Annotated in this window: 31 protein-coding genes; 9 read left to right on the forward strand and 22 right to left on the reverse strand. The window is 65.8% G+C overall.

Translation table 11 applies throughout. The annotated features are described in order from the left end of the window. Positions 1-180 precede the first annotated feature (180 nt). Genes HZZ13_RS12885 through HZZ13_RS12910 form a run of 6 tightly spaced genes read right to left on the reverse strand, consistent with a single transcriptional unit; the run spans position 181 to position 4,794 of the window. A complete protein-coding gene (locus tag HZZ13_RS12885; protein WP_197959954.1) occupies positions 181-1,056 on the reverse strand; it encodes an amidohydrolase family protein in 876 nt (291 codons plus the stop codon). A 12-nt stretch (positions 1,057-1,068) separates the two neighbouring features. Beyond that, entirely contained in the window at positions 1,069-1,464 is a 396-nt protein-coding gene (locus tag HZZ13_RS12890; RefSeq protein ID WP_197959955.1) for a RidA family protein, read from the reverse strand. A gap of 25 nt (positions 1,465-1,489) precedes the next feature. After that, positions 1,490-2,293 carry a 2-oxo-hept-4-ene-1,7-dioate hydratase gene (gene hpaH, locus HZZ13_RS12895; RefSeq protein ID WP_197959956.1) on the reverse strand — a complete coding sequence of 268 codons (804 nt, stop codon included), beginning with the start codon at positions 2,291-2,293 and terminating at the stop codon, positions 1,490-1,492. Positions 2,294-2,296: 3 nt separating this feature from the next. Next, positions 2,297-3,157 carry a fumarylacetoacetate hydrolase family protein gene (locus tag HZZ13_RS12900; RefSeq protein ID WP_197959957.1) on the reverse strand — a complete coding sequence of 287 codons (861 nt, stop codon included), beginning with the start codon at positions 3,155-3,157 and terminating at the stop codon, positions 2,297-2,299. A 50-nt stretch (positions 3,158-3,207) separates the two neighbouring features. Beyond that, positions 3,208-3,825 carry a flavin reductase family protein gene (locus HZZ13_RS12905; protein ID WP_197959958.1) on the reverse strand — a complete coding sequence of 206 codons (618 nt, stop codon included), beginning with the start codon at positions 3,823-3,825 and terminating at the stop codon, positions 3,208-3,210. Positions 3,826-3,828: 3 nt separating this feature from the next. Continuing rightward, positions 3,829-4,794: a Bug family tripartite tricarboxylate transporter substrate binding protein gene (locus tag HZZ13_RS12910; protein ID WP_197959959.1), complete on the reverse strand. Its 966-nt coding sequence runs from the start codon at positions 4,792-4,794 to the stop codon at positions 3,829-3,831. A 131-nt stretch (positions 4,795-4,925) separates the two neighbouring features. On the opposite strand from HZZ13_RS12910, the gene HZZ13_RS12915 reads away from it, so the two are divergent. The 4 genes from HZZ13_RS12915 (at position 4,926) to HZZ13_RS12930 (ending at position 8,509) form a co-directional block, all read left to right on the forward strand. Further along, positions 4,926-5,735, forward strand: coding sequence for an IclR family transcriptional regulator (locus HZZ13_RS12915; protein WP_197959960.1), 810 nt, complete (start codon positions 4,926-4,928; stop codon positions 5,733-5,735). Between the two features lie 119 nt (positions 5,736-5,854). Continuing rightward, a complete protein-coding gene (locus tag HZZ13_RS12920; RefSeq protein ID WP_197959961.1) occupies positions 5,855-7,150 on the forward strand; it encodes an O-acetylhomoserine aminocarboxypropyltransferase in 1,296 nt (431 codons plus the stop codon). Between the two features lie 4 nt (positions 7,151-7,154). Beyond that, positions 7,155-7,937 carry an alpha/beta fold hydrolase gene (locus HZZ13_RS12925; protein WP_197959962.1) on the forward strand — a complete coding sequence of 261 codons (783 nt, stop codon included), beginning with the start codon at positions 7,155-7,157 and terminating at the stop codon, positions 7,935-7,937. Positions 7,938-8,005: 68 nt separating this feature from the next. Further along, a complete protein-coding gene (locus tag HZZ13_RS12930; protein ID WP_197959963.1) occupies positions 8,006-8,509 on the forward strand; it encodes a DUF6496 domain-containing protein in 504 nt (167 codons plus the stop codon). A 14-nt stretch (positions 8,510-8,523) separates the two neighbouring features. Here HZZ13_RS12930 and HZZ13_RS12935 read toward each other — a convergent pair whose 3' ends face one another. Further along, on the reverse strand, positions 8,524-9,477 hold the full coding sequence (locus HZZ13_RS12935) for an aliphatic sulfonate ABC transporter substrate-binding protein (RefSeq protein ID WP_197959964.1): 954 nt from the start codon (positions 9,475-9,477) through the stop codon (positions 8,524-8,526). 28 nt (positions 9,478-9,505) lie between these two features. Further along, the gene (locus HZZ13_RS12940) at positions 9,506-9,700 is read right to left on the reverse strand and encodes a hypothetical protein (RefSeq protein ID WP_197960146.1); all 195 of its coding nucleotides are present in this window, start codon (positions 9,698-9,700) and stop codon (positions 9,506-9,508) included. Positions 9,701-10,089: 389 nt separating this feature from the next. Between HZZ13_RS12940 and HZZ13_RS12945 the strand changes: the two genes are divergently transcribed. After that, a complete protein-coding gene (locus HZZ13_RS12945) occupies positions 10,090-10,821 on the forward strand; it encodes an SDR family NAD(P)-dependent oxidoreductase (RefSeq protein WP_197959965.1) in 732 nt (243 codons plus the stop codon). 184 nt (positions 10,822-11,005) lie between these two features. Here the strand turns inward: HZZ13_RS12945 and HZZ13_RS12950 are convergent, their stop codons facing one another. Genes HZZ13_RS12950 through phnG form a run of 9 tightly spaced genes read right to left on the reverse strand, consistent with a single transcriptional unit; the run spans position 11,006 to position 17,999 of the window. Continuing rightward, positions 11,006-11,617 (reverse strand): pyridoxamine 5'-phosphate oxidase family protein, encoded by a 612-nt coding sequence (locus HZZ13_RS12950; RefSeq protein ID WP_197959966.1) that lies wholly within the window; start codon positions 11,615-11,617, stop codon positions 11,006-11,008. After that, a complete protein-coding gene (gene phnN / locus HZZ13_RS12955) occupies positions 11,614-12,240 on the reverse strand; it encodes a phosphonate metabolism protein/1,5-bisphosphokinase (PRPP-forming) PhnN (RefSeq protein WP_197959967.1) in 627 nt (208 codons plus the stop codon). The genes HZZ13_RS12950 and phnN overlap by 4 nt, the downstream gene beginning before the upstream one ends. Further along, positions 12,237-13,385, reverse strand: a complete 1,149-nt coding sequence (locus HZZ13_RS12960; RefSeq protein ID WP_197959968.1) for an alpha-D-ribose 1-methylphosphonate 5-triphosphate diphosphatase — start codon at positions 13,383-13,385, stop codon at positions 12,237-12,239. Before HZZ13_RS12960 ends, phnN begins: the two co-directional genes overlap by 4 nt. 12 nt (positions 13,386-13,397) lie before the next feature. Next, on the reverse strand, positions 13,398-14,096 hold the full coding sequence (phnL, locus tag HZZ13_RS12965) for a phosphonate C-P lyase system protein PhnL (RefSeq protein WP_197959969.1): 699 nt from the start codon (positions 14,094-14,096) through the stop codon (positions 13,398-13,400). Between the two features lie 22 nt (positions 14,097-14,118). Next, a complete protein-coding gene (gene phnK, locus HZZ13_RS12970; protein WP_197959970.1) occupies positions 14,119-14,916 on the reverse strand; it encodes a phosphonate C-P lyase system protein PhnK in 798 nt (265 codons plus the stop codon). Beyond that, positions 14,909-15,805, reverse strand: coding sequence for an alpha-D-ribose 1-methylphosphonate 5-phosphate C-P-lyase PhnJ (locus HZZ13_RS12975; protein ID WP_197959971.1), 897 nt, complete (start codon positions 15,803-15,805; stop codon positions 14,909-14,911). Before HZZ13_RS12975 ends, phnK begins: the two co-directional genes overlap by 8 nt. Next, on the reverse strand, positions 15,802-16,917 hold the full coding sequence (locus tag HZZ13_RS12980; RefSeq protein ID WP_197959972.1) for a carbon-phosphorus lyase complex subunit: 1,116 nt from the start codon (positions 16,915-16,917) through the stop codon (positions 15,802-15,804). Before HZZ13_RS12980 ends, HZZ13_RS12975 begins: the two co-directional genes overlap by 4 nt. Before the next feature lie 4 nt (positions 16,918-16,921). Then, on the reverse strand, positions 16,922-17,530 hold the full coding sequence (gene phnH / locus HZZ13_RS12985; protein WP_197959973.1) for a phosphonate C-P lyase system protein PhnH: 609 nt from the start codon (positions 17,528-17,530) through the stop codon (positions 16,922-16,924). A 4-nt stretch (positions 17,531-17,534) separates the two neighbouring features. Next, a complete protein-coding gene (phnG, locus tag HZZ13_RS12990) occupies positions 17,535-17,999 on the reverse strand; it encodes a phosphonate C-P lyase system protein PhnG (protein ID WP_197959974.1) in 465 nt (154 codons plus the stop codon). Positions 18,000-18,119: 120 nt separating this feature from the next. Between phnG and phnF the strand changes: the two genes are divergently transcribed. Continuing rightward, positions 18,120-18,848, forward strand: a complete 729-nt coding sequence (phnF, locus tag HZZ13_RS12995) for a phosphonate metabolism transcriptional regulator PhnF (protein ID WP_197959975.1) — start codon at positions 18,120-18,122, stop codon at positions 18,846-18,848. Positions 18,849-19,010: 162 nt separating this feature from the next. On the opposite strand, the gene phnE (HZZ13_RS13000) is transcribed toward phnF, so the two are convergent. The 4 genes from phnE (HZZ13_RS13000) to phnC all read right to left on the reverse strand — a co-directional run bounded on the left by phnE (HZZ13_RS13000) (position 19,011) and on the right by phnC (position 22,626). After that, positions 19,011-19,856, reverse strand: a complete 846-nt coding sequence (gene phnE / locus HZZ13_RS13000) for a phosphonate ABC transporter, permease protein PhnE (RefSeq protein WP_210349326.1) — start codon at positions 19,854-19,856, stop codon at positions 19,011-19,013. Beyond that, complete coding sequence (phnE, locus tag HZZ13_RS13005) at positions 19,856-20,740, reverse strand: phosphonate ABC transporter, permease protein PhnE (protein WP_197959977.1); 885 nt, start codon at positions 20,738-20,740, stop codon at positions 19,856-19,858. The genes phnE (HZZ13_RS13000) and phnE (HZZ13_RS13005) overlap by 1 nt, the downstream gene beginning before the upstream one ends. A 70-nt stretch (positions 20,741-20,810) precedes the next feature. Continuing rightward, positions 20,811-21,746 (reverse strand): phosphonate ABC transporter substrate-binding protein, encoded by a 936-nt coding sequence (phnD, locus tag HZZ13_RS13010; protein ID WP_197959978.1) that lies wholly within the window; start codon positions 21,744-21,746, stop codon positions 20,811-20,813. A 70-nt stretch (positions 21,747-21,816) separates the two neighbouring features. Then, complete coding sequence (gene phnC, locus HZZ13_RS13015) at positions 21,817-22,626, reverse strand: phosphonate ABC transporter ATP-binding protein (protein ID WP_197959979.1); 810 nt, start codon at positions 22,624-22,626, stop codon at positions 21,817-21,819. A gap of 174 nt (positions 22,627-22,800) precedes the next feature. Here phnC and HZZ13_RS13020 point away from each other — a divergent pair, with 174 nt between their 5' ends. The 3 genes from HZZ13_RS13020 to HZZ13_RS13030 are packed head-to-tail and all read left to right on the forward strand — an operon-like array spanning position 22,801 to position 25,379. Continuing rightward, the gene (locus HZZ13_RS13020; protein WP_197959980.1) at positions 22,801-23,472 is read left to right on the forward strand and encodes an LbetaH domain-containing protein; all 672 of its coding nucleotides are present in this window, start codon (positions 22,801-22,803) and stop codon (positions 23,470-23,472) included. Then, positions 23,469-24,662, forward strand: a complete 1,194-nt coding sequence (locus HZZ13_RS13025; RefSeq protein ID WP_197959981.1) for an alpha-D-ribose 1-methylphosphonate 5-triphosphate diphosphatase — start codon at positions 23,469-23,471, stop codon at positions 24,660-24,662. The genes HZZ13_RS13020 and HZZ13_RS13025 overlap by 4 nt, the downstream gene beginning before the upstream one ends. A gap of 18 nt (positions 24,663-24,680) precedes the next feature. After that, positions 24,681-25,379 (forward strand): DUF1045 domain-containing protein, encoded by a 699-nt coding sequence (locus tag HZZ13_RS13030; RefSeq protein WP_197959982.1) that lies wholly within the window; start codon positions 24,681-24,683, stop codon positions 25,377-25,379. 3 nt (positions 25,380-25,382) lie between these two features. Here HZZ13_RS13030 and HZZ13_RS13035 read toward each other — a convergent pair whose 3' ends face one another. Beyond that, positions 25,383-25,976, reverse strand: coding sequence for a hypothetical protein (locus HZZ13_RS13035; RefSeq protein ID WP_197959983.1), 594 nt, complete (start codon positions 25,974-25,976; stop codon positions 25,383-25,385). Positions 25,977-26,023 lie beyond the last annotated feature (47 nt).

A 26,023-nucleotide genomic window follows, 5' to 3' on the forward strand; every position in this document is an offset into this window, starting at 1 on the left:
CCCTTGTGGGGGAGGGTTAGGGAGGGGGGTAGCGTAGGAAAAGGTATCGATTGTTGAGCGAAGTATCGGGGTCGCTACGTAGCGGATGGAATCCCCGTGTGGCACCCCCCTCCCTGCCCCTCCCCCACAAGGGGGGAGGGAACGGAGAGAGCGCTGCTCGGCGCCGAATTTCATTCCGCTTCAATCCGCAAAGCCGAACAGCTTGGCCGGATTGTGCACCAAGATCTTCTCCAGCTCCGCCTGGTCCGGCGCGTAGCGGTACATCAGCTCGAGCAGATCGGCATCGTTCGGCGGCTGCTTCACCGAGACCGGATGCGGCCAGTCGCTGGCCCAGACGCAGCGATCGGGGGCGGCCTCGATATAGGCGCGCGCGATCGGGATCACGTCGTCGTAGGGAGCCCCTTTCTTTGAGGTCTTCTCGCCGAGCGACAGCATGACCCAGAAATTGCCCTTGCCGAGCAGCTCCAGCATCTTGCGCAGGTTCGGATCGTTCCTGCCGGCCTCGGGGTCAGGCCGCGCCATGTGGTCGATCAGCACGGGCACGTCGAGGTTCTCGTACTTGGCGACGCTGGAGACGATGCCGTCCTTCTCCGGCTGGATCTTGACGTACCAGCCGAGCTCGCGGATGCGGGCGATGGCACGGGCGAAATCGGCGTCCGAGAGTACGGCGCCGAGCTCCTGGCGGAAGCTGAAGCGGGCGCCGCGCACGCCGGCGTCGTGCAGCCTGGCGAGATAGGAGTCGCTGGCTTCCGCGAACACCAGCGCATTGGCGCAGCCGCGATAATTCGGGCCCATCGCCGCCAAGCCGTCGAGCACGACGGCATGGTCGGCGCCGTAGGTCGTGGTCTGCACGATGATGCCGCGCTCGATGCCGAGCGTCTTGTGCATGCGCAGCGCCGCTTCCCAGGTCGCGGTCGGCATCCGATAGGCGGCGCCGGGACGCTCCGGATATTTGTCGATCGGCCCGAGCACGTGGAACTGGCTGTCGACGGTCTTGGGCGGCGGCGCCTTGCTTGGACGGCGCGGATTGGGGTCGAACGGCAAATAGGTCGGCATGCGCAGGGCTCCTCAGTCGATCACGGCGGTGAAGTCGCAACTTACCAGCGCGCCGCCATCCATGTTGTCCATCGGCAGCGCGTGGCGCGCCGGGCGCGAATGCTCGTCCGAAAACATTTTCAGCCATTCGACATTGAGCGGGCCGCGGTTGCCGCGGTCCTTCAGCCACACCGTCATCTTGATGATGTCGGAGGTCGAGCCGCCGGCGGCCTCCACAATCGCCTTCATATGCGCGAACATGTTGGCGCATTGGGCATCTAAGCTTTCGGGCATCGCATTGGTCGCGGGATCGCGGCCGAGGATGACGCCGGACATCACGAGATTGCCGATGCGGCAGGCGTTCGGAATCGGGTTGACGTGCTTGAAGCCGCCGATGTGGATGCTCCTGCGCCGCGTTTGACCACTCATGATGCGCTTCCTTCTTGTGATGGCTTCAGACGAACTGGCATGACACGGAGCCGAAGGCGCCGTAATCGGCATGGAAGGTGTCGCCGCGGCGGATCTCGACGGGCCGCGTGAACGATCCCGCCAGCACGACCTCGCCGGCTTTGAGATGCTCGTCATGCGGGGCGAGGCGGTTGGCGAGCCAGGCGATGCCGTTAGCGGGATGATTGAGCACGCCGGCGGCAAGGCCGGTTTCCTCGACCTCGCCGTTGCGGAACAGGAGCGCGCCGATCCAGCGCAGATCCGCGTCCATCGGGCGGATCGGCCGGCCGCCGAGCACCAGCGCGGCATTGGCCGCGTTGTCCGAGATCGTGTCCATCACCTTTCGCGTCTTGCCGGTCTCGGGATCGACGCGGTGCATGCGCGTCTCCAGGATCTCCAGCGCCGGCGTAACGTAGTCGGTGGCGTTGAGCACGTCGAAGATGGTGCAGTCCGGCCCGCGCAGCGGCGCCTTCAGCACGAAGGCGAGCTCGACCTCGATTCTTGGCGCGTGAAAGCGGTCGAACGGAACAGGCGTGGCGTCGGCATAGAACATGTCGGCGAACAGCACGCCATAGTCGGGCTCGTTGATGCCGACCGCGTTCTGCATCGCCTTCGAGGTCAGGCCGATCTTGTGGCCCTTGATGATGCGGCCGCGGCCGAGCTGAAGCTTGGTCCAGGCGCGCTGGACCGCGTAGGCATCCTCGATGCTGAAGTCGGGATAGTCCTTCGAGAACATCGGGATCAGCGATTTCGTGCGCTCGGCTTCATCGAGCCGCGCGGCGAGGCGTTCGATCGTGGCGGTATCCAGCATGAATCAGCTCTCCGCGGCGACGATGTTGCGCAGCACGCCGATGCGGCTGGACTCGACCTCGACGACGTCGCCGACCTTGAGCCAGCGCGGCGGATCGAAGCGCGCGCCCGCGCCGGTCGGCGTCCCCGTGACGATCATGTCGCCGGGCTTGAGGGTGGCGAAGGTCGAGAGGTAGGCGATCAGGAAATCGAACGGGAACATCAGCCGCTCGGTGGTGTCCTGCTGGCGCACCTCGCCGTTGACGCGGGTGATGATGTCGTGGGGACCGCGCGGGTCGAGCTCGTCGGCGGTGACGATCCACGGGCCGATGCTGCCGGAGCGATCGAAGTTCTTGCCCTGCGTGACGTTGAACTTGCCATGGCGCAGCCAGTCGCGGATCGTGCCCTCGTTGCACAGCGTCATGCCGAAGATATGCGACCAGGCCTCCTCGCGCGGAATGTGGCGGCCGCCCTGCCCGATCACGATGACGAGCTCGCCTTCATAGTCGAGCTGGTCGGAAACCTTGGGCTTCTCGATCGGCTGGCCGGAGCCTGATATCGAGGACATGCTGCGCACGAACAGGCTGGGATATTTGGGCAGGTCGGAATTGTCCTTATATTCCGCATTGCGCTCGGCGTAATTGACCCCGATGCACCAGAGCTTCTCCGGCGCCAGCACCGGCGGCAGCAGAACGAGCTGGTCCAGCGCATGGTCCGGCTTTTGCCCGGCGACGGCTTCCTGCGCTTTGACGAATGCGTTGGCCGCGATCAGCGCCTTCACGTCCGAATAGTCGCGGCCGATGCGCCTGGTCAGATCGACCACGCCGCCGTCCACGGCCGCGCCGTAGCGCGCCTCGCCGTCCAGCAGATAGCTCAGCAGTCGCATTGTATTTCCTCCGATGATCTTGAAGCGGCGGCGGCGATGAGCCCGCGCGCTCAGTCTTTCGACTTGGGAGTCTGGAAGACGCTGTCCAGCGTCACGATCTCGCCGAGGCGGGCGTAGCGCGGTCCGCCGATGCGCGCGATCGGGTCGAGCGCCCTGGTCTCGACCTTGCCGTCGTGCACGAGACCGTCGCGCAAATGGAACAGCACGACCTCGCCGACGATGAGCCGGCTCTTGGCGTCGCCGAATTCGAGGCACTGCCGGAAACGGCACTCCATCGCGACCGGCGCGGCGGCGAGCCGCGGCACCTTGATGCGCTCGCTCGCGAGCGTCTCCAGGCCGAGATGCTCGACCTCGCTGATTTCAGGGGGATGCTCGACGGATGAGTCGTGCACGGCATTCATTAGCGGCGTATCCGCGATGTGGACGACATATTCCTCGGTGTCGAGGATGTTGTGCGCGGTGTCCTTGTAGTCGGCGCCCTTGCGGCCGACGCTGATGGCGAGCATCGGCGGCTTCTGCGAGACGAAGGTGAAGGCGCTGAACGGAGCGAGGTTGAGCACGCCCGTGCGCGACAGGCTCGTCACCCAGGCGATCGGGCGCGGCACCACGATGCCGGTCATCAGGCGGTAGATGCGCTCGGCGCCGAGCTCGGTCGGGTCGATCCGCATCGATCAATCCGCCCTGATATTGGCCTTGCGCACCACCGGAATCCACTTGGCGTCCTCGCGCTCGAGATAGGCCTTGAACTCGTCCGGTGTCATCGGCGTGGCTTCGCCGCCAAGCTTCTCGAACTTGTCGATCACGGCGGGGTCCTTCAGGATCGCGACCAGCGTCTCGTGCAGCTTCTCGACGATGGACGCGGGCGTACTGGCGGGTGCGAACAGGCCAGTGAAGGTCTGGCCGTCGAAATCCTTGTAGCCGAGCTCGGCGAAGGTCGGCACGTCGGGCAGCGACTTCAATCGATGCGGTGAGGTGACGGCGAGCGCGCGGAACAGACCGGCCTTGATGTGCTGCAGACTGACGGTGAGCTGATCAAAGGCGAACTGCACCTGGCCGCCGAGGAGATCGTTGATGGCCGGCGCGTTGCCGCGGTAATGCGCCGTCACCCATTGCAGTTCGAGGCTTGATTGCATCAGCTCGCTGAGCAGATGGTTGGTGGTGCCGGGGCCGGGCGAGGCCATGGTCAGCTTGCCGGGCTCGCGCTTGGCGAGGTCGAGGAACTCCTTGAGCGTGGTCGCCTGCACCGACGGATGAACCTCGAGCACCAGCGGCGTCATCGAGATCGTCGAGATCGGCAGAAAATCCTTCTTCCAATTATAGGCATCGCGCTTGTTGATCTCGGTCGCGAACAGCACCGGGCCGTTGGCGCCGACGAACAGCGTGTAACCGTCGGGCGCCGACTTCGCGAAGGCTTCGCCCGCGATCATGCCGCCGGCGCCGGCCTTGTTCTCGATGACGAAGGGTTGGCCGAGCTTTTCCTGCAGCTTGTCGGCAATGATGCGCGCGGCGCTGTCGACATTGCCGCCGGCGGGATAAGGCACGATCAGCTTGACGTTGCGCGCCGGCCATTGCTGGCCCGAGGCGGGCCCCGCAAGTATTGCGGCTGCAGCAGCGATGGCAATCCAGATTAATCTCATGTTAACCTCCCGGCGGCGCTTCCAATTCCATATCGGGCGCAGATGACTTCGTGCATGGCATCCCGATCGGAGCGCAATCTCCAGATGCGTGCTTGCCCTGTCGAGTGAATTGTGGCGTTCTTGTCCATATTATGGACAAGAGACGCGCGACGAAATCCGCCAGCAGCGCGGTGGAGCCGCGGCAGGGCGCGCAGGCGATCCGGCGCGCGCTCGCGGTGCTGCGCATCCTGGCCGCAGGGCGCGAGGACGGTGTGCCATTGGCCGAGGTGGTGCGGACCACCGGCCTCACCCGCCCGACGGTGCATCGCATCGTCCACGTGCTGATCGAGGAAGGCATTGTCGAGCGGCACGGCAGGAGCGGCCGCTACGCGATCGGCAAGCAGGTACCGGAGCTGGCGTTGGCGCGGCCGCGGCCCTCGCGGCTCTTGGTCGCCGCAAATCCGTCGCTGCAACGCGCATCGGCCGAGATCGGCGACACGCTGTTCCTGACGGTGCGCACCGGCAACGACACGCTGTGCGTCGATCGCCGGATCGGCGTCTATCCGATCCAGGTGCTGTCGATCGAGGTCGGCGCGCGCCGGCCGCTCGGCGTCTCCAGCGCCGGCGTCGCCATCCTCGCCGCGCTGCCGGCGCCGGAGGCGCGGAAGATCGTCGCGGCCAACGAGACAAGGTTCGAGGCCTACCGGACCGACGTCGCGACCGTGCTCGGCGAGGTCACCGCCGCCAGGCGGCTCGGATACGGCCTGAGAGAGATCGGCCTGGTGCAGGGGACGAAATCGATCTCGACCTGGATCAAGACTCCGGACGGACAACCGGCTGCGGCGATGACGGTCTCGGCCGTTCGCACGAGGCTGGGCCCGCGTCGCGAGCAGGAGGTCGCGGAGATCCTGCTGCGGGAGGCGCGGGTGATCGAGCAGGCTATTCGCGGCAATCTCGGCTAGGGCACGATAAACCTGCGACAGCGCGTCATGGCCGGGCTTGTGTGAGCTGTCAATGGGCTGACGTGCCGCTCCGTTTTGTGGCACAACGCGCCATCGCCGACCGACCAACGAGGCCACGCATGCCCGCGCCGAAACCGCCTGCCTTCGAGACCCTGAGCCTGCATGCGGGCCAGCACCCGGATCCCGTGACCGGCGCCCGGGCGGTGCCGATCTACCAGACCACGTCCTACGTGTTCCAGGATTCCGACCACGCCGCGGCGCTGTTCAACCTGGAGCGCGCCGGCCACATCTATACGCGCATCTCCAATCCGACCACCGGCGTGCTGGAGGAACGGCTCGCGGCGCTGGAAGGCGGCGTCGGCGCGATCTGCACCGCGAGCGGTCAGGCGGCGATGCACCTCGCCATCGCCACGCTGCTCAATGCCGGCGACCACATCGTGGCGTCGAGCTCGCTCTACGGCGGCACCATCAACCTGCTCGCGCACACGCTGCCGCGCTTCGGCATCACCACGAGCTTCGTCAAGCCGCGCGATCTCGACGCGTTTCGCGCGGCGATCAAGCCGAACACAAAACTCGTGATCGGCGAGACCATCGGCAATCCCGGGCTCGAGGTGCTCGACATTCCCAAGGTCGCGGCGATCGCGCATGCGGCCAAGATTCCGCTTCTGATCGACAACACCTTTGCCACGCCCTATCTCAGCCGCCCGATCGAGCTGGGCGCCGACATCGTCATGCATTCGGCCACCAAATGGATCGGCGGGCATGGCATCGCGATCGGTGGCGCCATCGTGGACGGCGGCCGCTTCGACTGGCGCTCTTCCGGCAAGTTCGCCGTGCTGACCGAGCCCTATGGCGGCTATCACGGCATCATCTTCGACGAGCAGTTCGGCACCGCCGCCTTCATCATGCGCGCCCGCACCGAGGGCCTGCGCGATTTCGGCGCCTGCCTGTCGCCGACCAACGCGTTCCAGCTGCTCCAGGGCGTCGAGACGCTTTCCGTGCGCATGGACCGGCACATGCAGAACACGCATCTGGTGCTGGAGGCGCTGAAGTCCAACAAGGCGGTGGAGTGGGTGCTGCATCCCTCGCTCGAGGATCACACGGACTATCAACTGGCAAAGCAGCTGCTGCCGCGCGGTGCCGGCTCGATCGTGTCCTTCGGCATCAAGGGCGGCCGGCCCGCCGGGCGCAAGTTCATCGAAAGCTTGCGCATGATCAGCCATCTCGCCAATGTCGGCGATGCCAAGACGCTGGTGATCCATCCCGCCTCGACCACGCATCAGCAGATGGACGCCGAGCAGCTCAAGGCCGCCGGTGTCGGCGAGGAGCTGGTGCGGCTCTCGGTCGGCATCGAGACCGCAAGCGACATCATCGATGACCTCAACCAAGCGCTGCGCATCTCGCAAAAGGCCTGACACCATGAAGCTTTCCGTCAACGGCACCGATGTGTTTGTCGCAACCGGCGGCCGCGACTTCGACAAGTCCCTGCCCGCGGTCGTCTTCATCCACGGCGCCGGCTTCGACCATTCGACCTGGGCGCTGCATACGCGCTGGTTCGCCCATCACGGCTTTGCCGTGCTGGCGCCCGACCTACCCGGCCACGGCCGCTCGGCCGGACCTTCGCTCGGCAGCATCGCCGAGATGGCCGACTGGACGGCGGCGCTGCTCGATGCCGCCGGCACTGCGAAGGCGCATCTGATCGGTCACTCCATGGGCTCGCTGATCTCGCTGGAGACCGCGGCCCGGCACCCCGACAAGGTCTCCGCGCTGAGCCTGATCGGCACCGCCGCGACCATGACGGTGGGTCCGGATCTGTTGAAAGCCGCCGAGGCCAACTCGCAGGACGCCAACGACATGGTCTCGATCTGGGGCCTCGGCTTCAATGCGGAGCTCGGCGGCAGCCTGGCGCCCGGCCTGTGGATGCATGGCAGCGCGCAGGCGGTGCTGAAGGCGTGCGAGCCGGGCGTGCTGTTCAGGGATCTGTCGGCGTGCAACTCCTATACGAATGCGCTTGCCGCTGCGGCAAGCGTGAAGGTGCCGACAACGCTCATCCTCGGCGAGCGGGACATGATGACGCCGGCCAAGGCCGGCAAGGCGCTCGCCGCGGCGATCCCGCATGCAAAGACCGTCGTGGTGCCCGGCGCCGGCCACATGATCATGGCCGAGCGGCCGGATGAGTTGCTGGCGGCGCTGCGGAACTAAGTGGATCGATCTTCCGCCCTGCGCGTTGCCGTCAGACATTCCTCTCACTCAAGAAGGGGAACTCGACCATGCCAAGACAGGAAATCATCCGCAAAGCCAGGCAGGACAAGCGCGCCGGCAAGTCGGCCAGCACGCAGGCCGGCGAATTCGTCAAGGACGAGATCGACAAGATCCGCAAGGGCAAGCACGGCGCGCGCTCGACCAAGCAGGCCATCGCCATCGGTCTTTCCGAGGCGCGCCGCGCCGGCGTCGATCTGCCGCCGCCGCGCAAGGGAGGCACCAAGAAGTCGACGCGACGCAGCGCCAAATACGCCTACGAGGTCGGCCAGGGCAAACGCACGCCGAAGCGGAGGCCGAAAGTATCGCGCGCTGTCGAAGGCGTCCTGAAGAGGGAGCCGCGCTCGACCGCATCGCGCAGCGCGCTATCGAAGCAGGCCAAGCGTGCCGCAAAGAGCCGCAGCGCCGCCTCGCGTTCGGCGGCCGCACGGAAGGCAAGCCGGACCAAGGGCGCCAAGACCCGCTCCGCCGCCGCCAAGAAGGCGGCGCGCACCAGGGCGCGCCGCAAGCGCTGATCAGTCGCGCCGGTTCAAGAACCCGGCGTCCATCTCCAGACGATGTCGGAGACGCTGACCGGCTTCGGGATCAGGCCGAGCTTTGCGAAACGATCGGCGACCGCCTGCTGGCTCCTGACCACCTCGCCGTCGATCGGCACCACGCTGAAGTTGGAGCGATCAACGAAGCGCCTGACGGCCTCGATGTCGACGCCAGTGGCCTCGGCTTGCGCCTTGGCGACCTCCTCGTGATGACCGTTGGCCCAACCGCCTTCAGAGGCGAAGGCGGCATTGAGCTTGGCGACCAGCGATGGGTATCTGTCGACGAAGTCGGAACCCGCGATGTAAAAGGCGTTCGGCTTGTGCACGTCCTTGTCGAAAGCGATGACGCGCGCCCTTTCCTTCAGCTCGGCGAGCGCGAGATAGGGGTCCCAGATCGACCAGGCATCGACCGAGCCCTTGATGAAGGCGGCCGTCGCATCGGCCGGCGCGAGCGGCGCCGGCGTGATGTCCGACCAGGACAGGCCGGCCTTTTCGAGCGCAGCGACCAGCAGATTATGCGCGCTCGATCCCTTGCCGAAGGCGACGCGCTTGCCCTTGAGATCGGCCAGCGTCCTGATGGCCGAGTCCCTCGGCACGATGATCGCCTGGGTGTTGCCTTCCGATTTCACCGCAGCGACGTAGCGGATCCTGGCGCCGCCGGCCTGCGCGAAGATCGGCGGGGAGTCGCCGACGAAACCGAAATCGACGCTGCCGACATTGATGGCCTCCAGCAGCGGCGGACCGAACTGGAAGTCGATCCACTTGATCTCGATGCCGAGCGGCTTGAAGGCATTCTCGATGGTGTAGCGCTGGCGCACCGCCGGGAAGAAGCCGCCCTTCTGCGTACCGATGCGAATTTCCGCCGGCTTGTCCTCGGCCCGCACGGGTGAACCCGCCGCACTTGCCAGCAACAGAGCGCCGGCGATGATGTGTCGTCGCGTGATCATTTGCAAAGTCCTTTCGGTCTGCGGGTGCTCAGATTGAGACAAGGTGCCGGCGCTCCGCCAACACGGCGCGTGCGGCGCGTTCGGCGTCCCGGGCCGAGCGGAACTGGCGGCCCTCGAGGCTGTCGAACAGGCGCTCTGAGGAGAAGAAGCGGAAGCCGCGCTCGTCGCTGGCGATGATGCCGGCGGTGCGGTCGTGAATTTCGATGATATAGGCTTTGGGCATGGCTGCTCGTTCGCCGAACGGGTCGGCGCTCCTGTCAAGAGATTGCGATCGGGACTTTGGCTCGGCGATCAGCAGCGACAACAGGCGCCGGTCGCGGCCGAGACGCAGCGACGCATCATGCGCTTGCGCATGTCGCTTCTCACTCGCTGGTCATTCGATGTCATGCAGCAGCTTTCGGCTCGACGATGCAGTTTCGATGCTTCGAATATCGAGGGATTGACCCGATCGGTCAATGAAATGGCTATCCATATTTGCCGCGGCCGCGTGCGCGCACTTCTCCGCGTGCAAGCCGTCGCAGCCGAAATCCTCTCGCGATGATGTCAACACGCTGAGGGTCCATAGCGTGGTACCGTTGCCCCGAGAGACGCAAGGAAATGCGGGAGGTCTACATGACGGATGCTCTGAAGCGGCGCACGGCGCTCGTCACCGGCGGCTCGCGCGGAATTGGCGCAGCTGTCTGTCGCGCGCTGGCCGAGGCAGGCGCGGCGGTGGCGATCAATTGCCGCGAGAGGATTGGCCAGGCTGAACAACTCGCGGGCGAGATCTGCCAGCAGGGCGGCCGCGCCATCGTGGTCGCCGCCGATGTCTCGCAGCGCGAAGCCGTGGTCGATATGATCGAGCGCGTCACCGCCGGGCTCGGGCCGATCGACATCCTCGTCAACAATGCCGGCATCGCCATCACACGCGGCCTCGACGATCTCACCGAGGAGGATTTCGATCGAACGATCCTGGTCAACCTGAAATCTGCCTTCCTGTGCACGCAGGCGGTGTTGCCATCGATGCGCGCAAGGAAGTGGGGCCGCATCGTCAACATCTCCTCGGGCGCCGCGCGCGGCGCCGGTTCGATCGGCCCGCATTACAATGCGTCCAAGGCCGGCATGGAGGGATTGACCCGAGGTTATGCCGCACGCCTGGTGAAGGACGGCATCACCGTCAATGCGGTTGCGCCGTCGCTGATCGAGACCGACATGATGAGCGGCCAGCCCGGGCTCGTCAGCCGCATCCCGCTCGGTCGCTTCGGCACGGCCGAGGAGGTGGCGAAAGCGGTGATGCTGCTGGTCGACAACGCCTACATGACCGGACAGACGATCGCGCTGAGCGGCGGGATGGCGTTTAATTGAGCGCCTAGAAGCCGCGGCGCCCTCTTCACCTCTCCCCGCTTGCGGGAAGAGGTCGGATTGCATCGAAGATGCAATCCGGGTGAGGGGGTACAGGTCCCACCGCGATCTCACGTGCGGATAGAGGCCCCTCACCCCGCCCTCTCCCCGCAAGAGCGGGGCGAGGGAGACGAGAGAGCGCGGAAGCTCACCACATCGTCGCCGCGGCCCGTTCCGGCCAGGCGCGGTCGTACTCCGCGCCGCCGACCTTGTTGTCACTCATCTCCGCAAGAATCTGCCCCGGCGTCGGCAGTGTCTTCGGATCGACGCGCTTGTCGGGATTCCAGAGGTCGGAGCGGACGATGGCGCGGGCGCATTGGAAGTAGATCTCCTCCACGTTCATCACCATGACGCTGCGCGGCGCTTTGCCCTCGACCTTGAACGAGGCCAGCAGCTCCGGATCGACGGAGAGATGCGCGCGGCCGTTGGCCCGCACCGCATTGCCGGAGCCCGGGATCAGGAACATCAGCGACACGCGCGGGTCGCGCACGATATTGCGTAAGGAATCGACCCGGTTGTTGCCGCGGCGGTCGGGCAGCATCAGCGTCTTGGGGTCGTGGATGCGGACGAAGCCGGGCAGATCGCCACGCGGCGAGCAGTCGATGCCCTCGGGCCCGATGGTGGCGAGCGCGGCGAACGGCGCCTTCTCGATGAAGTTGCGATAGAGCGGGGTGACGTGGTCGGCGACTTTCACGGTCGAGGCGTCATTGGTGGCGCCGTAGATTGCCTCAAGCTGTTCGACCGTTTCGATCACCGTCATTCCACGCTCTCCCCGTTATTGCCAGCAACTAGTTGCCAACCTTCATTCCTGATCACGCGCACGAGCTGGCGGCTGTGATAATCCGCGCTGCCGGCATTGAGGATGTTGACATCGGCCTGCGCCGACACGTCGTCGACGCTGCGCGACAGCCGTTCGGCGATATCGCCATCGCTTTTCCGCGCGCGCGCGGCAAGCCGCTGCGCCAATACGTCCGGCGGTGCGGTGATCGCCACCACCACGACGTTGGCATAGGCCCGTCGCAAGGCAGCGATCACGGTGCGTGAGACGTTGACGACGATGGTGCGGCCGGCGCGGATATCGTCGTTGATCTCGAGCGGCAGCGCATAGGAATGCCCATGCGCGTCCCAGTGTACGGCGAAGTCGCCGTGCTCGCAGGCGCGGCCGAATTCGTCGGGGCTGACCGCGATATTGTCTTCGTCGGCGGACGACGCACGCGTCACGATGCGGCGCGGGAAGACGACGTCGGGGTCGTCGCTGCAGGCCGCCTGCGCCAGTCGCAACAGCGTGTCCTTGCCTGCGCCGCTGGGGCCGACCACAAGCACGAGCCGGCCGGGGCCGATCGCACCCGTCTCGCCTTCGCCCGTGGTCGCCATCTCGCTCATGCGACGCGGTGTCCTTCGCGCCAGACGCTGCGGACCACGGGAACATGGCCTGCGACATGGACGCGGATCAGATCGGCGCGCTTGCCGGTCGCGACCTCGCCGCGGTCAGTGAGGCCGACCGCCTCGGCAGGCGCTTTCGTCACGGTGCGAACCGCGGCCGGAAGGCTGATTGCGGGCACGTGCTCGGGCAATTGCAGCGCGGCCATCAAAAGGCTCGACGGGATGTAATCCGACGACAGGATGTCGAGCAGGCCTTCACGCGCGAGATCGACCGCAGCGATGTTGCCGGAGTGCGAGCCGCCGCGCACCACGTTCGGTGCGCCCATGAGGATGTCGATACCGGCCTGGTGCAGGCCGCGCGCGGCCTCCAGCGTGGTCGGAAATTCCGCGACGGAGACGCGGTCCCGCACCGCGTCCGCGACGTTCTCTTCGGTGGTGTCGTCGTGGCTCGCCAGCGGAATGTTGTACTGATGCGCCAGCGCCACGATCTCGCGCATGTTCGCCGCAGCATAGAGCCTTTGATATTCGAAGCGCTTTGCGAACAATTCGTCGAGCTCGGCATCGGTCTTGCCGCCGCCCTTGCCGCGGTAATAGTCGCGCAGCTTGACCTCGTCGCGAAACTGGCGCTGGCCCGGCGTGTGGTCCATCAGCGACATCAGCTTGACGTCGGGGCGGTCGATCAGCTCCTTGGCCTCCTCAACCACGCTCGGCATCGGGATCTCGCAGCGCAGATGCAGGAAATGATCGGCGCGCAGCAGGTTGGCCTCGCGCGCATTGGTGATGGCGGCGGCGAGCACGCCGGCGCGGCCATCGACCTCCTCGGCGCCGTCCTCGCGCCAGACCCGGAGCGAATCGAACACGGTGGTGATGCCCGAGGTCGCGAGCTGGCCGTCATAGGAGATGACGGCGGCGACCGGATTCCAGAACACCTTTGGCCGCGGCACGTAATGCGCTTCGAGATGGTCGGTGTGGAGCTCGATCAGGCCGGGCATGATCAGATCGCCGCCGGCATCCTCGGCACCCGCGGGCGCCCTCCCCTCGCCGATCTCCGCAATGCGTCCGTCGGCCAGCGCGAGCCAGCCCTGCTCGATCACCCGGTCAGCCAGCACGATCCTGGCGTTGGCGATCACGGATTCCTGCTTCATTTCCCCATTCCTTCAGGCCGCGGCGGCAAAGCTGGTGACGTCGACGATGCGGTCGGCAATCAAATGACGGATTTCGTCGTCATGGACAATGGCGACCATGGCGACGCCCTGACGTTTCTTTTCGGCGACCAGCTCGACCACCACGGCGCGATTGACCGCATCGAGCGAGGCGGTCGGCTCGTCCAGCAGCAGGATCGGCAGGTCCGAGATGAAACCGCGGGCGATGTTCACGCGCTGCTGCTCGCCGCCGGAGAAGGTCGCGGGCGGAAGCTGCCAGAGCCGTTCGGGGATGTTGAGACGATGCAGCAGCTCGCCGGCGCGCGCCTGGGCGTCGGTCCGGCTCATGCCGTTCACGATCAGCGGCTCCGCGACGACGTCGATGGACGCAACCCGCGGCACGGCCCGTAAGAACTGGCTGACATAGCCGATGGTGGAACGGCGGATGTTGAGGACCTGACGCGGCTCGGCGGTGGCAAGATCGACCACCTGGCCCGGATGGCGGATGCCGATGCGGCCGCTGTCGCAGCGATAATTGCCGAAGATCATCTTCAGGATCGACGACTTGCCGGCGCCCGACGGCCCCGACAGCACGACGCACTCGCCTGGATTGACCCGGAAGGTCACGCCGCGCACGACAGGCAGCTCGATGCCGCCCTGCAGGTGCATCGTAAAGGTCTTGCCGGCGTCAGTGATGTCGATCATGGCGGTCATTGGAAAGCTCATATCGTAACGTTCATGGCGGCAGGATCGAGGAGACGAGCAGCTGGGTATAGGGCTCGCGCGGATCGTCGAGCACCTGGTCCGTGAGACCGGTTTCGATGACGCGGCCGCCCTTCATCACCATCACGCGGTGCGACAAGAGGCGCGCCACCGCCAGATCGTGGGTGACGATGACGACGGCGAGGTTCAGTTCTGCGACGAGGCTGCGCAAGAGGTCGAGCAGGCGCGCCTGCACGGATACGTCAAGTCCGCCGGTCGGCTCGTCCATGAACACGAGCCGCGGCTCGGTGACGAGGTTGCGGGCGATCTGGAGGCGCTGGCGCATGCCGCCGGAATAGGTGCGCGGCGCATCATCGATGCGCGCTGTGTCGATCTCGACCCGGGTGAGCCAATCGGACGCGGTGTCGCGAATGCGGCCGTAGTGATTCCACCCTACCGCCATCAGCCGCTCGCCGACATTGGCGCCGGCCGAGACCGCCATGCGCAGGCCCTGTGCGGGATCCTGATGCACAAAGCCCCAATCGGTGCGGAACAGGAAACGCCGTTCGGCTTCGCCCAGCGAGGCGAGATCGCGGGTGACGCCGTCGCGCATCCGGTACGACACTTGGCCCGCGCTCGGTGCAAGCTGACCCGACAGCATTTGCAGCAGCGTCGATTTGCCCGAACCGGATTCGCCGACGATCGCCAGCACCTCGCCGGGATACAGCGAGAACGAGACGTCGCGGCAGGCGTTGATGCGGCCGAACGACTTGCTGAGGGATCTTGCGACCAGCAGCGGCTCGTCGTTCTCGAGCAAATTCTGATCAGCCATTCGCGGCCTCCTGCGCCTTCTCCTTGTACGGCGCAGCGCTGAGGCTGCCGTGATGGCCGGCGGCCTGGCGGCCCTCGCAATAATCGGTGTCCGAGCACACGAACATGCGCCCACCCTTGTCGTCGGTGACGATCTCGTCGAGGTACGAATTCTCCGCCCCGCAGAGCGCGCAGGGCGCGTTGAAGCGGTAGGGCTCGAAGGGGTGATCCTCGAAATCGAGCGACACCACCTGCGTATAGGGCGGGATCGCATAGATGCGCTTCTCGCGGCCGGCGCCGAACAATTGCAGGGCGGGGCAATTGTCCATCTTGGGATTGTCGAATTTCGGCGTCGGCGACGGGTCCATCACATAGCGCGCATTCACCTTGACCGGATAGGCATAGGCGGTGGCGATGTGGCCGAAGCGGGCGATGTCCTCGTAGAGCTTCACATGCATCAGGCCGTATTCGGCGAGCGCGTGCATGCGCCGCGTCTCGGTCTCGCGCGGCTCAAGGAAGCGCAGGGGTTCTGGGATGGGGACTTGATAGACCAGCACCTGATGGGCGCGCAGCGCCGTCTCCGGGATGCGGTGGCGGGTCTGGATCACGGTTGCCTCGTCCGTCGCCGTCGTAGTCGCAACGCCAGCGGTCTTGGCGAAGAATTTGCGGATGGAGATCGCGTTGGTGGTGTCGTCGGAGCCCTGGTCGATCACCTTCAGCACGTCGGCGGGACCGAGGATCGCAGCCGTGACCTGCACGCCGCCGGTGCCCCAGCCATAGGGCATCGGCATCTCGCGGCTTGCGAACGGCACCTGATAGCCGGGGATGGCGATCGCTTTCAGGATCGCGCGGCGAATCATCCGCTTGGTCTGCTCGTCGAGATAGGCGAAGTTGTAGGCGGGCGCGTTCATTCCGCGGCCTCCTTCATGGCTTCGGGCGTGTTGGCATCGGCGAACGCTTTAGAAAACTCCTGGCGCAGCTTGCGCAGGAGGCCGAGCTCGGACTGGAAATCGACATAGTGCGGCAGCTTCAGGTGCTCGACGAAGCCGGTCGCCTGCACGTTGTCGGAATGCGACATCACGAACTCTTCGTCCTGCGCCGGGGCCAGTGCCTCCTCGCCGAGCTCACGGGCGCGCAAGGCGCGGTCGACCAGCGCCATCGACATGGTCTTGCGCTCGCTCTGGCCGAAGGCGAGACCATAGCCGCGGGTGAAGCAGGGCGCTTCGGTCGCGGAGCCCTTGAACTGGTTGACCATCTGGCACTCGGTGAGCTCGATCGCGCCGAGCGGCACGGCGAAGCCGACGTCTTCCGCGACGAAGTCGACCTCGACCTCGCCGAAGCGGATCTCTCCGACAAAGGGATGGTTGCGGCCGTAGCCGCGCTGGGTGGAATAGCCCATCGCGAGCAGAAAGCCTTCGTCACCGCGCGCAAGGTTTTGCAGGCGCAAATCGCGATCCGCGGGGAAATTCAGCGGCTCGCGGGTGAGATCGCCGACGCTGGCGCCGTCCTCGGCCTCCGGCGATGATTCGATCAGCCCGTCGCGGCCGAGAATGTCCGTCACGCGCGGCGTCGGTGCGATGGAGGCCTCGGCCATCGCCGGAGCCTCCGGCACAAAACCTTCCGCGAGCGAGGGATCGAGCAGGCGGTGCGTGTAGTCGAACGTCGGACCCAAGGTCTGGCCGCCGGGAATGTCCTTGAAGGTCGCCGACACCCGCCGCTGCACCCGCATCGCGCCGGTGTCGACGGGCTCGCTGGCGCCGAAACGCGGCAGCGTGGCGCGGAAGGCCCGAACCAGGAAGATCGCCTCGATCAAATCGCCGCGCGCCTGCTTGATCGCGAGCGCTGCGAGCTCGCGGTCATAGAGCGAGCCTTCGCTCATGACGCGATCGACGGCAAGGCCGAGCTGCTCCGAGATCTGGTCGAGGCCGATTTCCGCAACGCTCTGGTCGCCGCGCCGCTTGTGTGCGAGCAGGCGATGGGCGTTCTCGATGGCGCGTTCGCCGCCTTTGACTGCGACATACATGGTTTCAGCTTCCCTTGCTCACGACACGCGTGGTGCGGGGGATCGCGACCACGGCGTCATCGGCGACCAGCACCACGTCGATGCCGCGCGGAAACAGCGCCTCGTTCATACGCAGGCGCTCGAACAGGTCGAAAGGCTTGATCGACGCCTGCAGCGTGGCGATCCCATCGATGCCGGGGCCGCGCAGCTCGAAGCTGCGCCCGGAGGAGAGGCTGTCGACCTGGATGATCACGGTCGTGGAGCGGTCCGGATACTCGCTGGTACCGAGTGCGAAGGACTCGAGCGAAGGCAAGGCGCCACCGTCACTGACGAGCGCGAACGAAGCGATCGACGAATCCTGCACGACCGGCGCGCCGGTGTGGAACTTCAGCCACTTCGTCACGTCCGAGCTCTCCGCCATCCGCGCATCGAGCCAGAGCGGCGTGTCGTGGTCGAACAGCGTCAGCGCGATCGCGGCGGTGCCGCGCATCATCGTATCAGGCGCGCCCGCCATCGGCACGATGCGCTGGACCGAGCCCGGCCGCGCCATGGCGTCCATGACCGAACGAAAGGTCGATTGCGCCGATAGCACCTTGTCGGCGAAACCCGGCGGCAGTTCCGCAATCGTGGTCATGATCTCACCCCTCACCGCGCACCATGGTGTAGAAATCAACCTTCGTCGCGGCGGCCGCTTCCGCCGCCTGCTTGCGGCGAATCATAAGCTGCTCGCGCAACGGCGCGATAACGTCGCGCTCCACCGCGCCGCCGAAATCGCGGGACTGCACCAGCGCATCGCACAGCGCGATCAGCCGCGCCTTCTCACTGTTGCGCCCGAGCGTGTAGCCGAACCCGACCTCGCCGCTCGCAAGCCGCACCGCGGCGCGCGACACCGTGGCTTCACCTAGGTTGAACGGCGCGCCGTCGCCGCCGACCCGGCCTCGCAGCATGACGAGACCGTTCTCCGGCGCGCGCAGATCCTGATGGTCCGGGAGAGACAAGTTGCGGAGGCGAGCGGCGATCTCGCCCGCCTCCGCGTGCGCCAGCACCGCCATGGCGGCCTTGCGCTGGGCTTGCTGGTTGCTGTGCTGGGTCACCTGGTCCACCGAGTTCTTCTACAGGAGTTGCCGCATCGAAGTTGTCTATGATAATAGACAACTTCATAAGGACGCGCCATGACTGTTTCGTGACAATGCTGTGATTTCTGGAGTAGGTTTCGCAACGACATGAGCATGCAGGACACAGCCTCCTCGGGCGTCGCGCTATGGCGCCTCGTGGCCGACGGCATCGAGCGCGGCATCGCCGACGGCCGCTTTGCGGCCGGCGACAAATTGCCGGGCGAGATGGAGATCGCCGAAACCTATCGCGTCAACCGCCACACCGTGCGGCGCGCACTGGCCGCTCTTGCCGAACGCGGCCTGGTACGTGCCGAACGCGGCAGCGGAACCTATGTCGAGGCGCAGAAGCTCGCCTATCCCCTGCGCTCGCGCACGCGCTTCTCCGAGATCGTCGGCGCTGAGGGCCGCGAACCGCATGGCCGGCTGATCGAGGCGACCGACGACGTCGCGACGCGCGAACTCGCGCGGGAGCTGGGATTGAAGGTCGGCGCGCCGCTGGTGCGGATCGAGGCGATTCGCCTCGCCGACCGCACGCCGATTTGCGTGTCGACGACATGGCTGTCGGCGGACCTGTTCCCGAATGCGGGCGCCGTGTTCGCGGCAACGCGCTCGATGACCAAGCTGCTGGAGCATTTTGGCGTCCGCGACTATCGCCGCGGCGCAACGCGGATCACCGCGGGCATCGTCGACGCGACCGACGCGGCGCGGCTCGATCTGGCGCTGGGGCGGCCGATCCTGGTGGTCGACGCCACCGACCACGATCTCACGGGCAAGCCGCTGGTGACGAAGCATTCGCGCTTCGCGGCAGAACGGGTGGAGTTTCTGGTGGAGTCGTAGGGTGGCCCCGCCAGCTCCACATTCTCGTCATGCCCGGGCTTGTCCCGCCTGCGCGGCCGAAGCCGCTTCGGCGAGGCGAAGGCCCGGGCATCCACGTCTTGAGTTCCAGCAGAAAGAACGTGGATGGCCGGGACAAGCCCGGCCATGACGGGGAGAGAATTTCTACGCCACCGCCCTTCGCCCAATAATCGCAAAGCGCAGCTTGCCGGAGATGAAATCAATCGCGGCGACTGCGACCAGGATCATCAGGATCAGGAACGACACCTTCTGCCATTCCAGCACGCGGATCTGCTCGGCGAGCTGGAGACCGATGCCGCCGGCGCCGACGATGCCGATGATGGTGGCCGAGCGGGTGTTGGACTCGATGAAATAGAGCACCTGGCCAGCGATGACGGGCAGCACCTGCGGCAGCAGGCCGAAGCGGATCTCGTGCAGCGCGCTGCCGCCGGAGGCGCGGATGCCTTCGACCTGCTTCTGGTCGGCGCTCTCGATCGCTTCCGAGAACAGCTTGCCGAAGGCGCCGAAATCCGCCACCGCAATCGCGAGCACGCCGGCGAACGGGCCGAGCCCGACCACGTTGATCCACACCAGCGCCCAGATCAGGGTGTCGACGCCGCGGATCGAATCCAGGAAACGGCGGACCGGGAAGCGCAGGATGTTCGACGGCACGATGTTGCGCGCCGCGAGCAAGCTCACCGGCAGCGCGAACACCGCCGCCAGCGTGGTTCCGAGCAGCGCGATCGAGAGCGTTTCCCCGAGCGCCTTCAGATAGATCGGCAGCGACGAGCCGGGATCCGGCGGGATCATCATCAATGTGATCCAGCCGAGCTGGCTGAGTCCGGCGAAGAAGCGCGACGGCGAGAAATCGAGATCGACGAGGCCGTAAATCAGGATCGCGAGCGCCGCGACGATCATCGCAGGCGTCGCGAGCCGCGCCGAGGCCGGCCGGTCGAACACATCGGGATAGCGCGCGCGAATCTGCGCGGTGTCCACCTCCTGCGGCTTCATCACGTCCGCGCCTCCTTGCCGAACAGACGTCCCCGCAGCCAGCCCGTGGCGATGTCGATGATGAAGACGGTAACGATGATCGTGAGCAGGATGGCGCTGACGTCCGAATAGTAGAACTTGCGGATGGCGACGACGAGCTCCTGGCCAATGCCGCCGGCGCCGACGAAGCCCATCACCGAGGCTTCGCGGACGTTGATCTCGAAGCGCAGCAGCGCGTAGCTGGCATAGCCGGCGGTGACCTGCGGCACGATGGCGAAGCGCATGCAGGCGAGCCAGCTCGCACCCGTGGAGCGGATGCCCTCGACCGGCTTCATGTCGGCATTCTCCACGATCTCAGAGAACAGTTTTCCCAGCGCGCCGGTGGAGTGGATCGCAATCGCCAGCACGCCCGCCATCGGCCCGAGCCCGAAGGCGATGACGAAGACCAGCGCGAAGACGATGCCGGGGACGGTGCGGGCGAATTCGAGCAGGCGCCGCACGACGAAGCGCAGCCAGGGCGCCGGCGAGGTATTCTCGGCCGCGAAGAAGTTGAGGGCGAAGGCGAAGGTCGCGCCGATCAGTGTGCCGACATAGGAGATCAGCAGCGTCTCAGCCAGCATCTTCAGCCATTTGCGCCAGCCCCAGAACCACTCGCCGACATCGGTCCAGACCCGCTGGCCGTTCTCGAGCGTGAGGATGCGGTCGAAATAGCTGACGAAGTTGCCGAAATAGGTGAAAAGCGTGCGCAGATTCACTTCGGCGCCGATCGCGGCGAGCACCAGCGCCGCGGCAAAGATCCCGGTTCCCCATAGCAGGCGGAGCCGTCGGCGCGAAACCGCCTGGCGATAGGCGCCATTCAGCGCGGCGAGCTGCTGCGCGGGGAGGATCGAAACCGCTGTCGTCATGGGTCGGACAGGTCCGTCAAGGAAAGAGCCGGGCCTTTGCGACCCGGCTCAGGTGCATCGTCCCGAAGATTCAGGACGCCTTCTTCTTACGCAGCGCGTCGACGAACTTGATCAGCTCGATCGTGCCATCCCAGTCCTTGGTCGTGGCGGGATGAAAGCCCTTCTTCTGGCCGTCGGAGAGACGGTCGAACGCAGCCTTGTCCTTGGCCGGCGCGTCGAAGAACGCCTTGGCAATGGCAGCCTTGGCCTCCTCCGGCAGCTCCGAATTGTAGGCATAGGGTCCGTTGATGATCGGCGCCGACTTGTGGATGATGCGGAAATCGTCCTTCTTCATCGCCGAGCCGTCGGCGTTCTTCAGCATGCCCTTGGTCAGCATCTGCGCCAGCGTGGAATCGTCGTCGCTGGTCCACTGGTTGGCGGCAACCTCGACCGTGCCCTGCGCCAGCGCCAGCATCGCGTTCTCGTGGCTGCCGGTGAAGACGACCTTGCCGAAATAGGCGTCGGCATCGTGGATGCCCATCTTGTCGAGCTCGAAACGTGGGACGTTGTTGCCGGAGGTCGAGTTCGGGTCGACGAGGCCGAGGTTCTTGCCCTTGAGGTCGTCGATCTTCTTGTAGGGGCTGTTCGCCTTGACGAAGAACACCGAATAATATCCGGTCGAGCCGTCGGCGTTGATGTCGTTGGCGAAGGCGTCGGTCTTGACGCCGGTCAGGCGGGCGCGGGCGAACGAGGCCGAGCCGTAGCTGGCGATGTGGATGTTGCCGGCGCGCTGGCCCTCGATGACGGCGGCGTAGTCGCTGGCGATTCGCAGCGTGACCTTCACGCCAAGTTCCCTGGACAGATAGCTCATGAAAGGCGCCCAGCGCTCGGTGACGCCGGAGGCGTTCTCCGCCGGGACGACGGCGAAGGTCAGCTCGGGATATTTGGCTTTCCAGTCCTCCGCGGAGGCGGAGGCGGTGAAGGCGAGCGCGGCGGCGCCGGCAAGGATTAATCTGCGAGTGATCATGATACCCTCTTCATCGGTTGGGGTCGGTTGACGCAAAGACTTGAAACTGAAGACTTGCAATGAAACAGGCTCAGGCGGCCGCGGCCGTTCCGAGCGCCGGCACGCCTTCGGGCGCCGGGACAGGCATTCCGCCCACGACATCGGCGGCTTCGAGATCATAGAGTTCGCGCGCGACGTGATCGGTCAGCGCGGACGGCGCGCCATCGAACACCACGCGGCCGGCGGCCATGCCGATCAGGCGGTCGCAATAGGTCCGCGCCAGATCGAGCGAATGCAGGTTACAGAGCACCGTGATGCCGAAATGCTTGTTGATGCGCAAAAGCGCATCCATCACGATCTTGGTGTTGCGCGGATCGAGCGAGGCGATCGGCTCGTCGGCAAGGATGATGTCGGGCTGCTGCACCAGCGCGCGGGCGATCGCGACGCGCTGCTGCTGGCCGCCGGAGAGCTGGTCGGCGCGCTGGGCGGCGAGCGAAGCGATGTCGAACTGCTCGAGCGCCGACATCGCCAGCGCCTTGTCCTGCTCGGGCCAGATCTGCGACAGCGAGCGCCAGGCGGGCATCGTCGCAAGACGCCCCATCAAAACATTGGTGAGTACGTCGAGCCGGCCGACCAGGTTGAACTGCTGGAAGATCATCGCCGAGCGGGCGCGCCACTGCCGCAGCTCCTTGCCGCGCAGCGAGGTGACGTCGACGCCGTCGAACAGGATGCGCCCCCCGGTCGGCGTCACGAGGCGATTGATGGTCCGCAGCAATGTCGACTTGCCGGCGCCGGATCGCCCGATCACCCCGACGAAGCCGCCGGGGGACACTTGAAACGAAGCATCGTCCACCGCGGCTTTCGCGCCGAAGCGACACGTCAGGCCTTCAACCAGCAGCATACAGAGGCTCCAGAGTAGCTGGAGCCAACCGCTAACGCCCGTGCTTAACACTTGTGTGACAGCGCCGCTGCAATGCGGCGATCCTACGCACAACATCCCCTGTCATCTCATTGTCATGACACCGTCATCTAGCCGCTCGAAGAGAAATGCCCGCTCTCGCACTTCGGACGCAACATGGCCGCCAAAGCTCTTTCGGTTCAGCCGACCGTCGATCCCTCGGCCAAGCTGCATGAGACCAGGCTCGGCGCCTACACCGAGGTCGGCGCGCGCACGATCCTGCACGAAGTGACGATGGGCGATTATTCCTATGTCGTGAACGATGCGCAGATCACCTACGCCACGATCGGAAAATTCTGCTCGATCGCGGCGATGACCCGCATCAATCCCGGCAACCATCCGATGCACCGCGCCACGCAGGCGCACTTCACCTACCGATCCAGCGCCTATTTCGAAGGTGAGAGCGACGATTCCGAGTTCTTCGACTGGCGCCGCCAGCATCACGTTCATATCGGCCATGACGTCTGGATCGGCCATGGCGCGATCGTGCTGCCGGGCCGCAACATCGGCACCGGCGCGGTGATCGCCGCCGGCGCGATCGTCACCAAGGACGTGCCGGCCTACAGCATCGTCGCCGGCAATCCGGCCCGCATCGTACGGCGGCGGTTTTCGGAGGAGATCGCCGGACGGCTTGCAAAGCTTGCCTGGTGGGACTGGGATCACGACAAATTGCGCGAGGCGCTGCCCAATTTCCGCAAGCTCGGCATTGAAGATTTTCTCTCGACATACGAAGCACGGGCGAGTTCGCTTACGAATTCTCCTGCCAGCAAACGAAGCGCGGTCGCGTGACAGACATTTTCATCGAAGGCGGCCGGGCCCTGATCGGCGCCGAGTTCGTCGAAACCTCTCTTCTCATCTCCGGAACGGACATTGCAGAGGTCGATGCCTCTCGCAGCCATGCTCGGCTGGCGCTCGATGCCCGCGACCTGCTGGTGCTGCCAGGCATCGTCGATCTGCACGGCGATGCCTTCGAGCGCCAGTTGATGCCGCGCGCCGGCGTCGACTTTCCGATCGACGTTGCGCTCGCCGACAGCGACCGCCAGGCGATCAGCAACGGCATCACCACCGTGTTTCACGCCACCACCTGCTCCTGGGAGCCGGGCCTGCGCAGCGCCGACAATGCGCGCGGCCTGATGGAGGCGATCGAACGGCAGCGTCCGCAATTCGCCGCCGACACCCGCTTCCACCTGCGGCACGAGACCTACAATCTCGATGCCGAGGCCGAGATCGCACAATGGCTCAGCGAGGGCCGCGTCGACCTGTTCGCCTTCAATGACCACATGGACGGCACCGTCGCCGATATGGCCAAGCCGCGCAAGCGCAACCGCATGGTGGAGCGCACCGGGCTCTCAGCCGAGGAGTTCGACCGCCTGGTCGAGCGCGTGGTCTCGCGCGCCGGCGAGGTGCCCGCTTCGGTGTCGCGGCTGGCCGCCGCGGCCCGCGGGGCCGAGGTGCGGATGCTCTCGCATGATGACGCGAGCCCGGCGATGCGCCGTGAGTTTCGCGAGCTCGGCGCGGGAATCGCGGAATTTCCGATCAACGAGAAGACGGCGCGCGCAGCGGCCAGCCACGGCGACGCCATCGTCTACGGCGCGCCGAACGTCGTGCGGGGCGGCAGCCATACCGGCTGGACCAGGGCCTCCGACATGATCGCAAAGGGGCTCTGCTCGGTGCTGGCGTCGGACTATTACTATCCCGCGCAGCTGCTCGCCGCGTTCCGATTGGCCGCCGATGGCGTGGTGCCGCTGGCACAGGCTTGGGATCTGGTTTCCGCCGGCCCGGCGCGCGCGACCGGCCTCACCGATCGCGGCCTGCTCGCGGAGGGACACCGCGCTGACATTCTCCTAGTCGACGACAGCATGAAACTGCGGCCACGGCTGATCGCGGTGATCTCGGGCGGCAAGCTCGTGCATCTCACCGATGCGACGCGGCTGCTCACCGCAATGGCCGCGCCGCGCGAGGCTGTCGTCGCGGCGTAAATTGATTATGCTGAGCCAATGACAGGTTTCCCCCGCTACGCGATCTATTTTGCCGCCGGCAGCGACAGCGTCCTCTCCCGCTTCGGTGCCGAACTGCTCGGCTATGATGCCTACAGCGGAGACGAGCTGCCGTTTCCGCAACAAGCACTCCATGTCGCGCCGGACTGGCGCGAGGTCAGCGCCGATCCCCGCAAATACGGCTTTCACGCCACGCTGAAGGCGCCGATGGCGCTGGCGCCTGGCAAGACCGAAGCCGAGCTGATGGCCGCCTGCGCGGCCTTCGCGGGCATGGCACGGCCGCGTCCCGTGATCCGGCCAATCGTGGATTCCATCAGCGGCTTCATTGCCGTCGTTCCGGCCGAGCCGGTCGAGGCTCTCCAACAGCTGGCCGCCGATTGCGTTCGCGAGTTCGACCCGTTTCGCGCCGCGCTGACGACGGAAGATCGCACCCGTCGCAAGCCGGAGAAGCTCAGCGAGCGGCAGCGGGATTATCTCGACCGCTGGGGCTACCCTTACGTGATGGAGGAGTTCCGTTTCCACATGACGTTGACGGGTCGACTGGATGCGGACCGACGCGGGCCGATCCTGCAGATGCTGCGGGCGAGTTTTGCAAGGTTGGGCCTCGATACGCTCGCGATCGACCGCATCGCGCTGTTCAAGCAGGATGATGCCAAAGCAAAATTTCGCATCATCGGCGAGTGGGCTTTGGTGCGGTAGACCTCAGCGCGCGGTCGCAAGATTGAAAGCGAGCGCCACCGCGCCAACCAGAACGAGGCTGGTCGCCCAGACTGCATCCAGGTTGAACCAGCTTCGCGAGACGAACCTTAATCCCAGATAGCGGTAGACCAGCCACGCCAGACATCCGCCGGCGCCGACCATGGCGGCAACGTGCACCACGGACACCAGCACTGCCATCCCGACACTTGCCTTCATCAGCGCGCCCGCCGCCTCATGGCCGGCATCGAGCTCGAAGGCCTGGCAGAGTCCGAGATAGATCGGCACGAGCATCAGGGCAGCACCGTGAGCGATGGCGACGGCAAATGACCAGAGCGCCAATTGCGTCGGCGGAATTCGTGCCAGCGCGCGCGGATGACGTCGGTCAATCAGCCGATAGACGCCAAAGCCGATGACGAGAAGGCTCGCACCGATCTGGATCGGACGCTGCCATTCGGCCAGCACGAGCAGCAACGCGAATGGCAGCAGCACGAGAAGTGTTGCCAGGAGATGCCCGGCCGCCAAAGCCCACAATGCACGGAAGAGCGCGCGCGGGCTCTTGTCCATGAGCCCGGCCGAAACGGCGAGCGGCCATCCCATTCCGGGATTGACCCCGTGGTAGAGACCGCTCGCGACAAGCGCGAGCC

It is taken from the genome of Bradyrhizobium agreste, assembly GCF_016031625.1.
In the GTDB taxonomy this organism is placed as follows: Bacteria; Pseudomonadota; Alphaproteobacteria; order Rhizobiales; family Xanthobacteraceae; genus Bradyrhizobium; species Bradyrhizobium agreste.

Excerpts from the sequence above, each read along its gene's own strand:
- HZZ13_RS12885 (WP_197959954.1), bottom strand. The coding sequence starts at position 1,056 with ATGCCGACCTATTTGCCGTTCGACCCCAATCCGCGCCGTCCAAGCAAG.
- HZZ13_RS12890 (WP_197959955.1), bottom strand. The coding sequence starts at position 1,464 with ATGAGTGGTCAAACGCGGCGCAGGAGCATCCACATCGGCGGCTTCAAG.
- hpaH (WP_197959956.1), bottom strand. The coding sequence starts at position 2,293 with ATGCTGGATACCGCCACGATCGAACGCCTCGCCGCGCGGCTCGATGAA.
- HZZ13_RS12900 (WP_197959957.1), bottom strand. The coding sequence starts at position 3,157 with ATGCGACTGCTGAGCTATCTGCTGGACGGCGAGGCGCGCTACGGCGCG.
- HZZ13_RS12905 (WP_197959958.1), bottom strand. The coding sequence starts at position 3,825 with ATGCGGATCGACCCGACCGAGCTCGGCGCCGAGCGCATCTACCGCCTG.
- HZZ13_RS12910 (WP_197959959.1), bottom strand. The coding sequence starts at position 4,794 with ATGAGATTAATCTGGATTGCCATCGCTGCTGCAGCCGCAATACTTGCG.
- HZZ13_RS12915 (WP_197959960.1), top strand. The coding sequence starts at position 4,926 with ATGGACAAGAGACGCGCGACGAAATCCGCCAGCAGCGCGGTGGAGCCG.
- HZZ13_RS12920 (WP_197959961.1), top strand. The coding sequence starts at position 5,855 with ATGCCCGCGCCGAAACCGCCTGCCTTCGAGACCCTGAGCCTGCATGCG.
- HZZ13_RS12925 (WP_197959962.1), top strand. The coding sequence starts at position 7,155 with ATGAAGCTTTCCGTCAACGGCACCGATGTGTTTGTCGCAACCGGCGGC.
- HZZ13_RS12930 (WP_197959963.1), top strand. The coding sequence starts at position 8,006 with ATGCCAAGACAGGAAATCATCCGCAAAGCCAGGCAGGACAAGCGCGCC.
- HZZ13_RS12935 (WP_197959964.1), bottom strand. The coding sequence starts at position 9,477 with ATGATCACGCGACGACACATCATCGCCGGCGCTCTGTTGCTGGCAAGT.
- HZZ13_RS12940 (WP_197960146.1), bottom strand. The coding sequence starts at position 9,700 with ATGCCCAAAGCCTATATCATCGAAATTCACGACCGCACCGCCGGCATC.
- HZZ13_RS12945 (WP_197959965.1), top strand. The coding sequence starts at position 10,090 with ATGACGGATGCTCTGAAGCGGCGCACGGCGCTCGTCACCGGCGGCTCG.
- HZZ13_RS12950 (WP_197959966.1), bottom strand. The coding sequence starts at position 11,617 with ATGACGGTGATCGAAACGGTCGAACAGCTTGAGGCAATCTACGGCGCC.
- phnN (WP_197959967.1), bottom strand. The coding sequence starts at position 12,240 with ATGAGCGAGATGGCGACCACGGGCGAAGGCGAGACGGGTGCGATCGGC.
- HZZ13_RS12960 (WP_197959968.1), bottom strand. The coding sequence starts at position 13,385 with ATGAAGCAGGAATCCGTGATCGCCAACGCCAGGATCGTGCTGGCTGAC.
- phnL (WP_197959969.1), bottom strand. The coding sequence starts at position 14,096 with ATGACCGCCATGATCGACATCACTGACGCCGGCAAGACCTTTACGATG.
- phnK (WP_197959970.1), bottom strand. The coding sequence starts at position 14,916 with ATGGCTGATCAGAATTTGCTCGAGAACGACGAGCCGCTGCTGGTCGCA.
- HZZ13_RS12975 (WP_197959971.1), bottom strand. The coding sequence starts at position 15,805 with ATGAACGCGCCCGCCTACAACTTCGCCTATCTCGACGAGCAGACCAAG.
- HZZ13_RS12980 (WP_197959972.1), bottom strand. The coding sequence starts at position 16,917 with ATGTATGTCGCAGTCAAAGGCGGCGAACGCGCCATCGAGAACGCCCAT.
- phnH (WP_197959973.1), bottom strand. The coding sequence starts at position 17,530 with ATGACCACGATTGCGGAACTGCCGCCGGGTTTCGCCGACAAGGTGCTA.
- phnF (WP_197959975.1), top strand. The coding sequence starts at position 18,120 with ATGAGCATGCAGGACACAGCCTCCTCGGGCGTCGCGCTATGGCGCCTC.
- phnE (WP_210349326.1), bottom strand. The coding sequence starts at position 19,856 with ATGAAGCCGCAGGAGGTGGACACCGCGCAGATTCGCGCGCGCTATCCC.
- phnE (WP_197959977.1), bottom strand. The coding sequence starts at position 20,740 with ATGACGACAGCGGTTTCGATCCTCCCCGCGCAGCAGCTCGCCGCGCTG.
- phnD (WP_197959978.1), bottom strand. The coding sequence starts at position 21,746 with ATGATCACTCGCAGATTAATCCTTGCCGGCGCCGCCGCGCTCGCCTTC.
- phnC (WP_197959979.1), bottom strand. The coding sequence starts at position 22,626 with ATGCTGCTGGTTGAAGGCCTGACGTGTCGCTTCGGCGCGAAAGCCGCG.
- HZZ13_RS13020 (WP_197959980.1), top strand. The coding sequence starts at position 22,801 with ATGGCCGCCAAAGCTCTTTCGGTTCAGCCGACCGTCGATCCCTCGGCC.
- HZZ13_RS13030 (WP_197959982.1), top strand. The coding sequence starts at position 24,681 with ATGACAGGTTTCCCCCGCTACGCGATCTATTTTGCCGCCGGCAGCGAC.
- HZZ13_RS13035 (WP_197959983.1), bottom strand. The coding sequence starts at position 25,976 with ATGGGATGGCCGCTCGCCGTTTCGGCCGGGCTCATGGACAAGAGCCCG.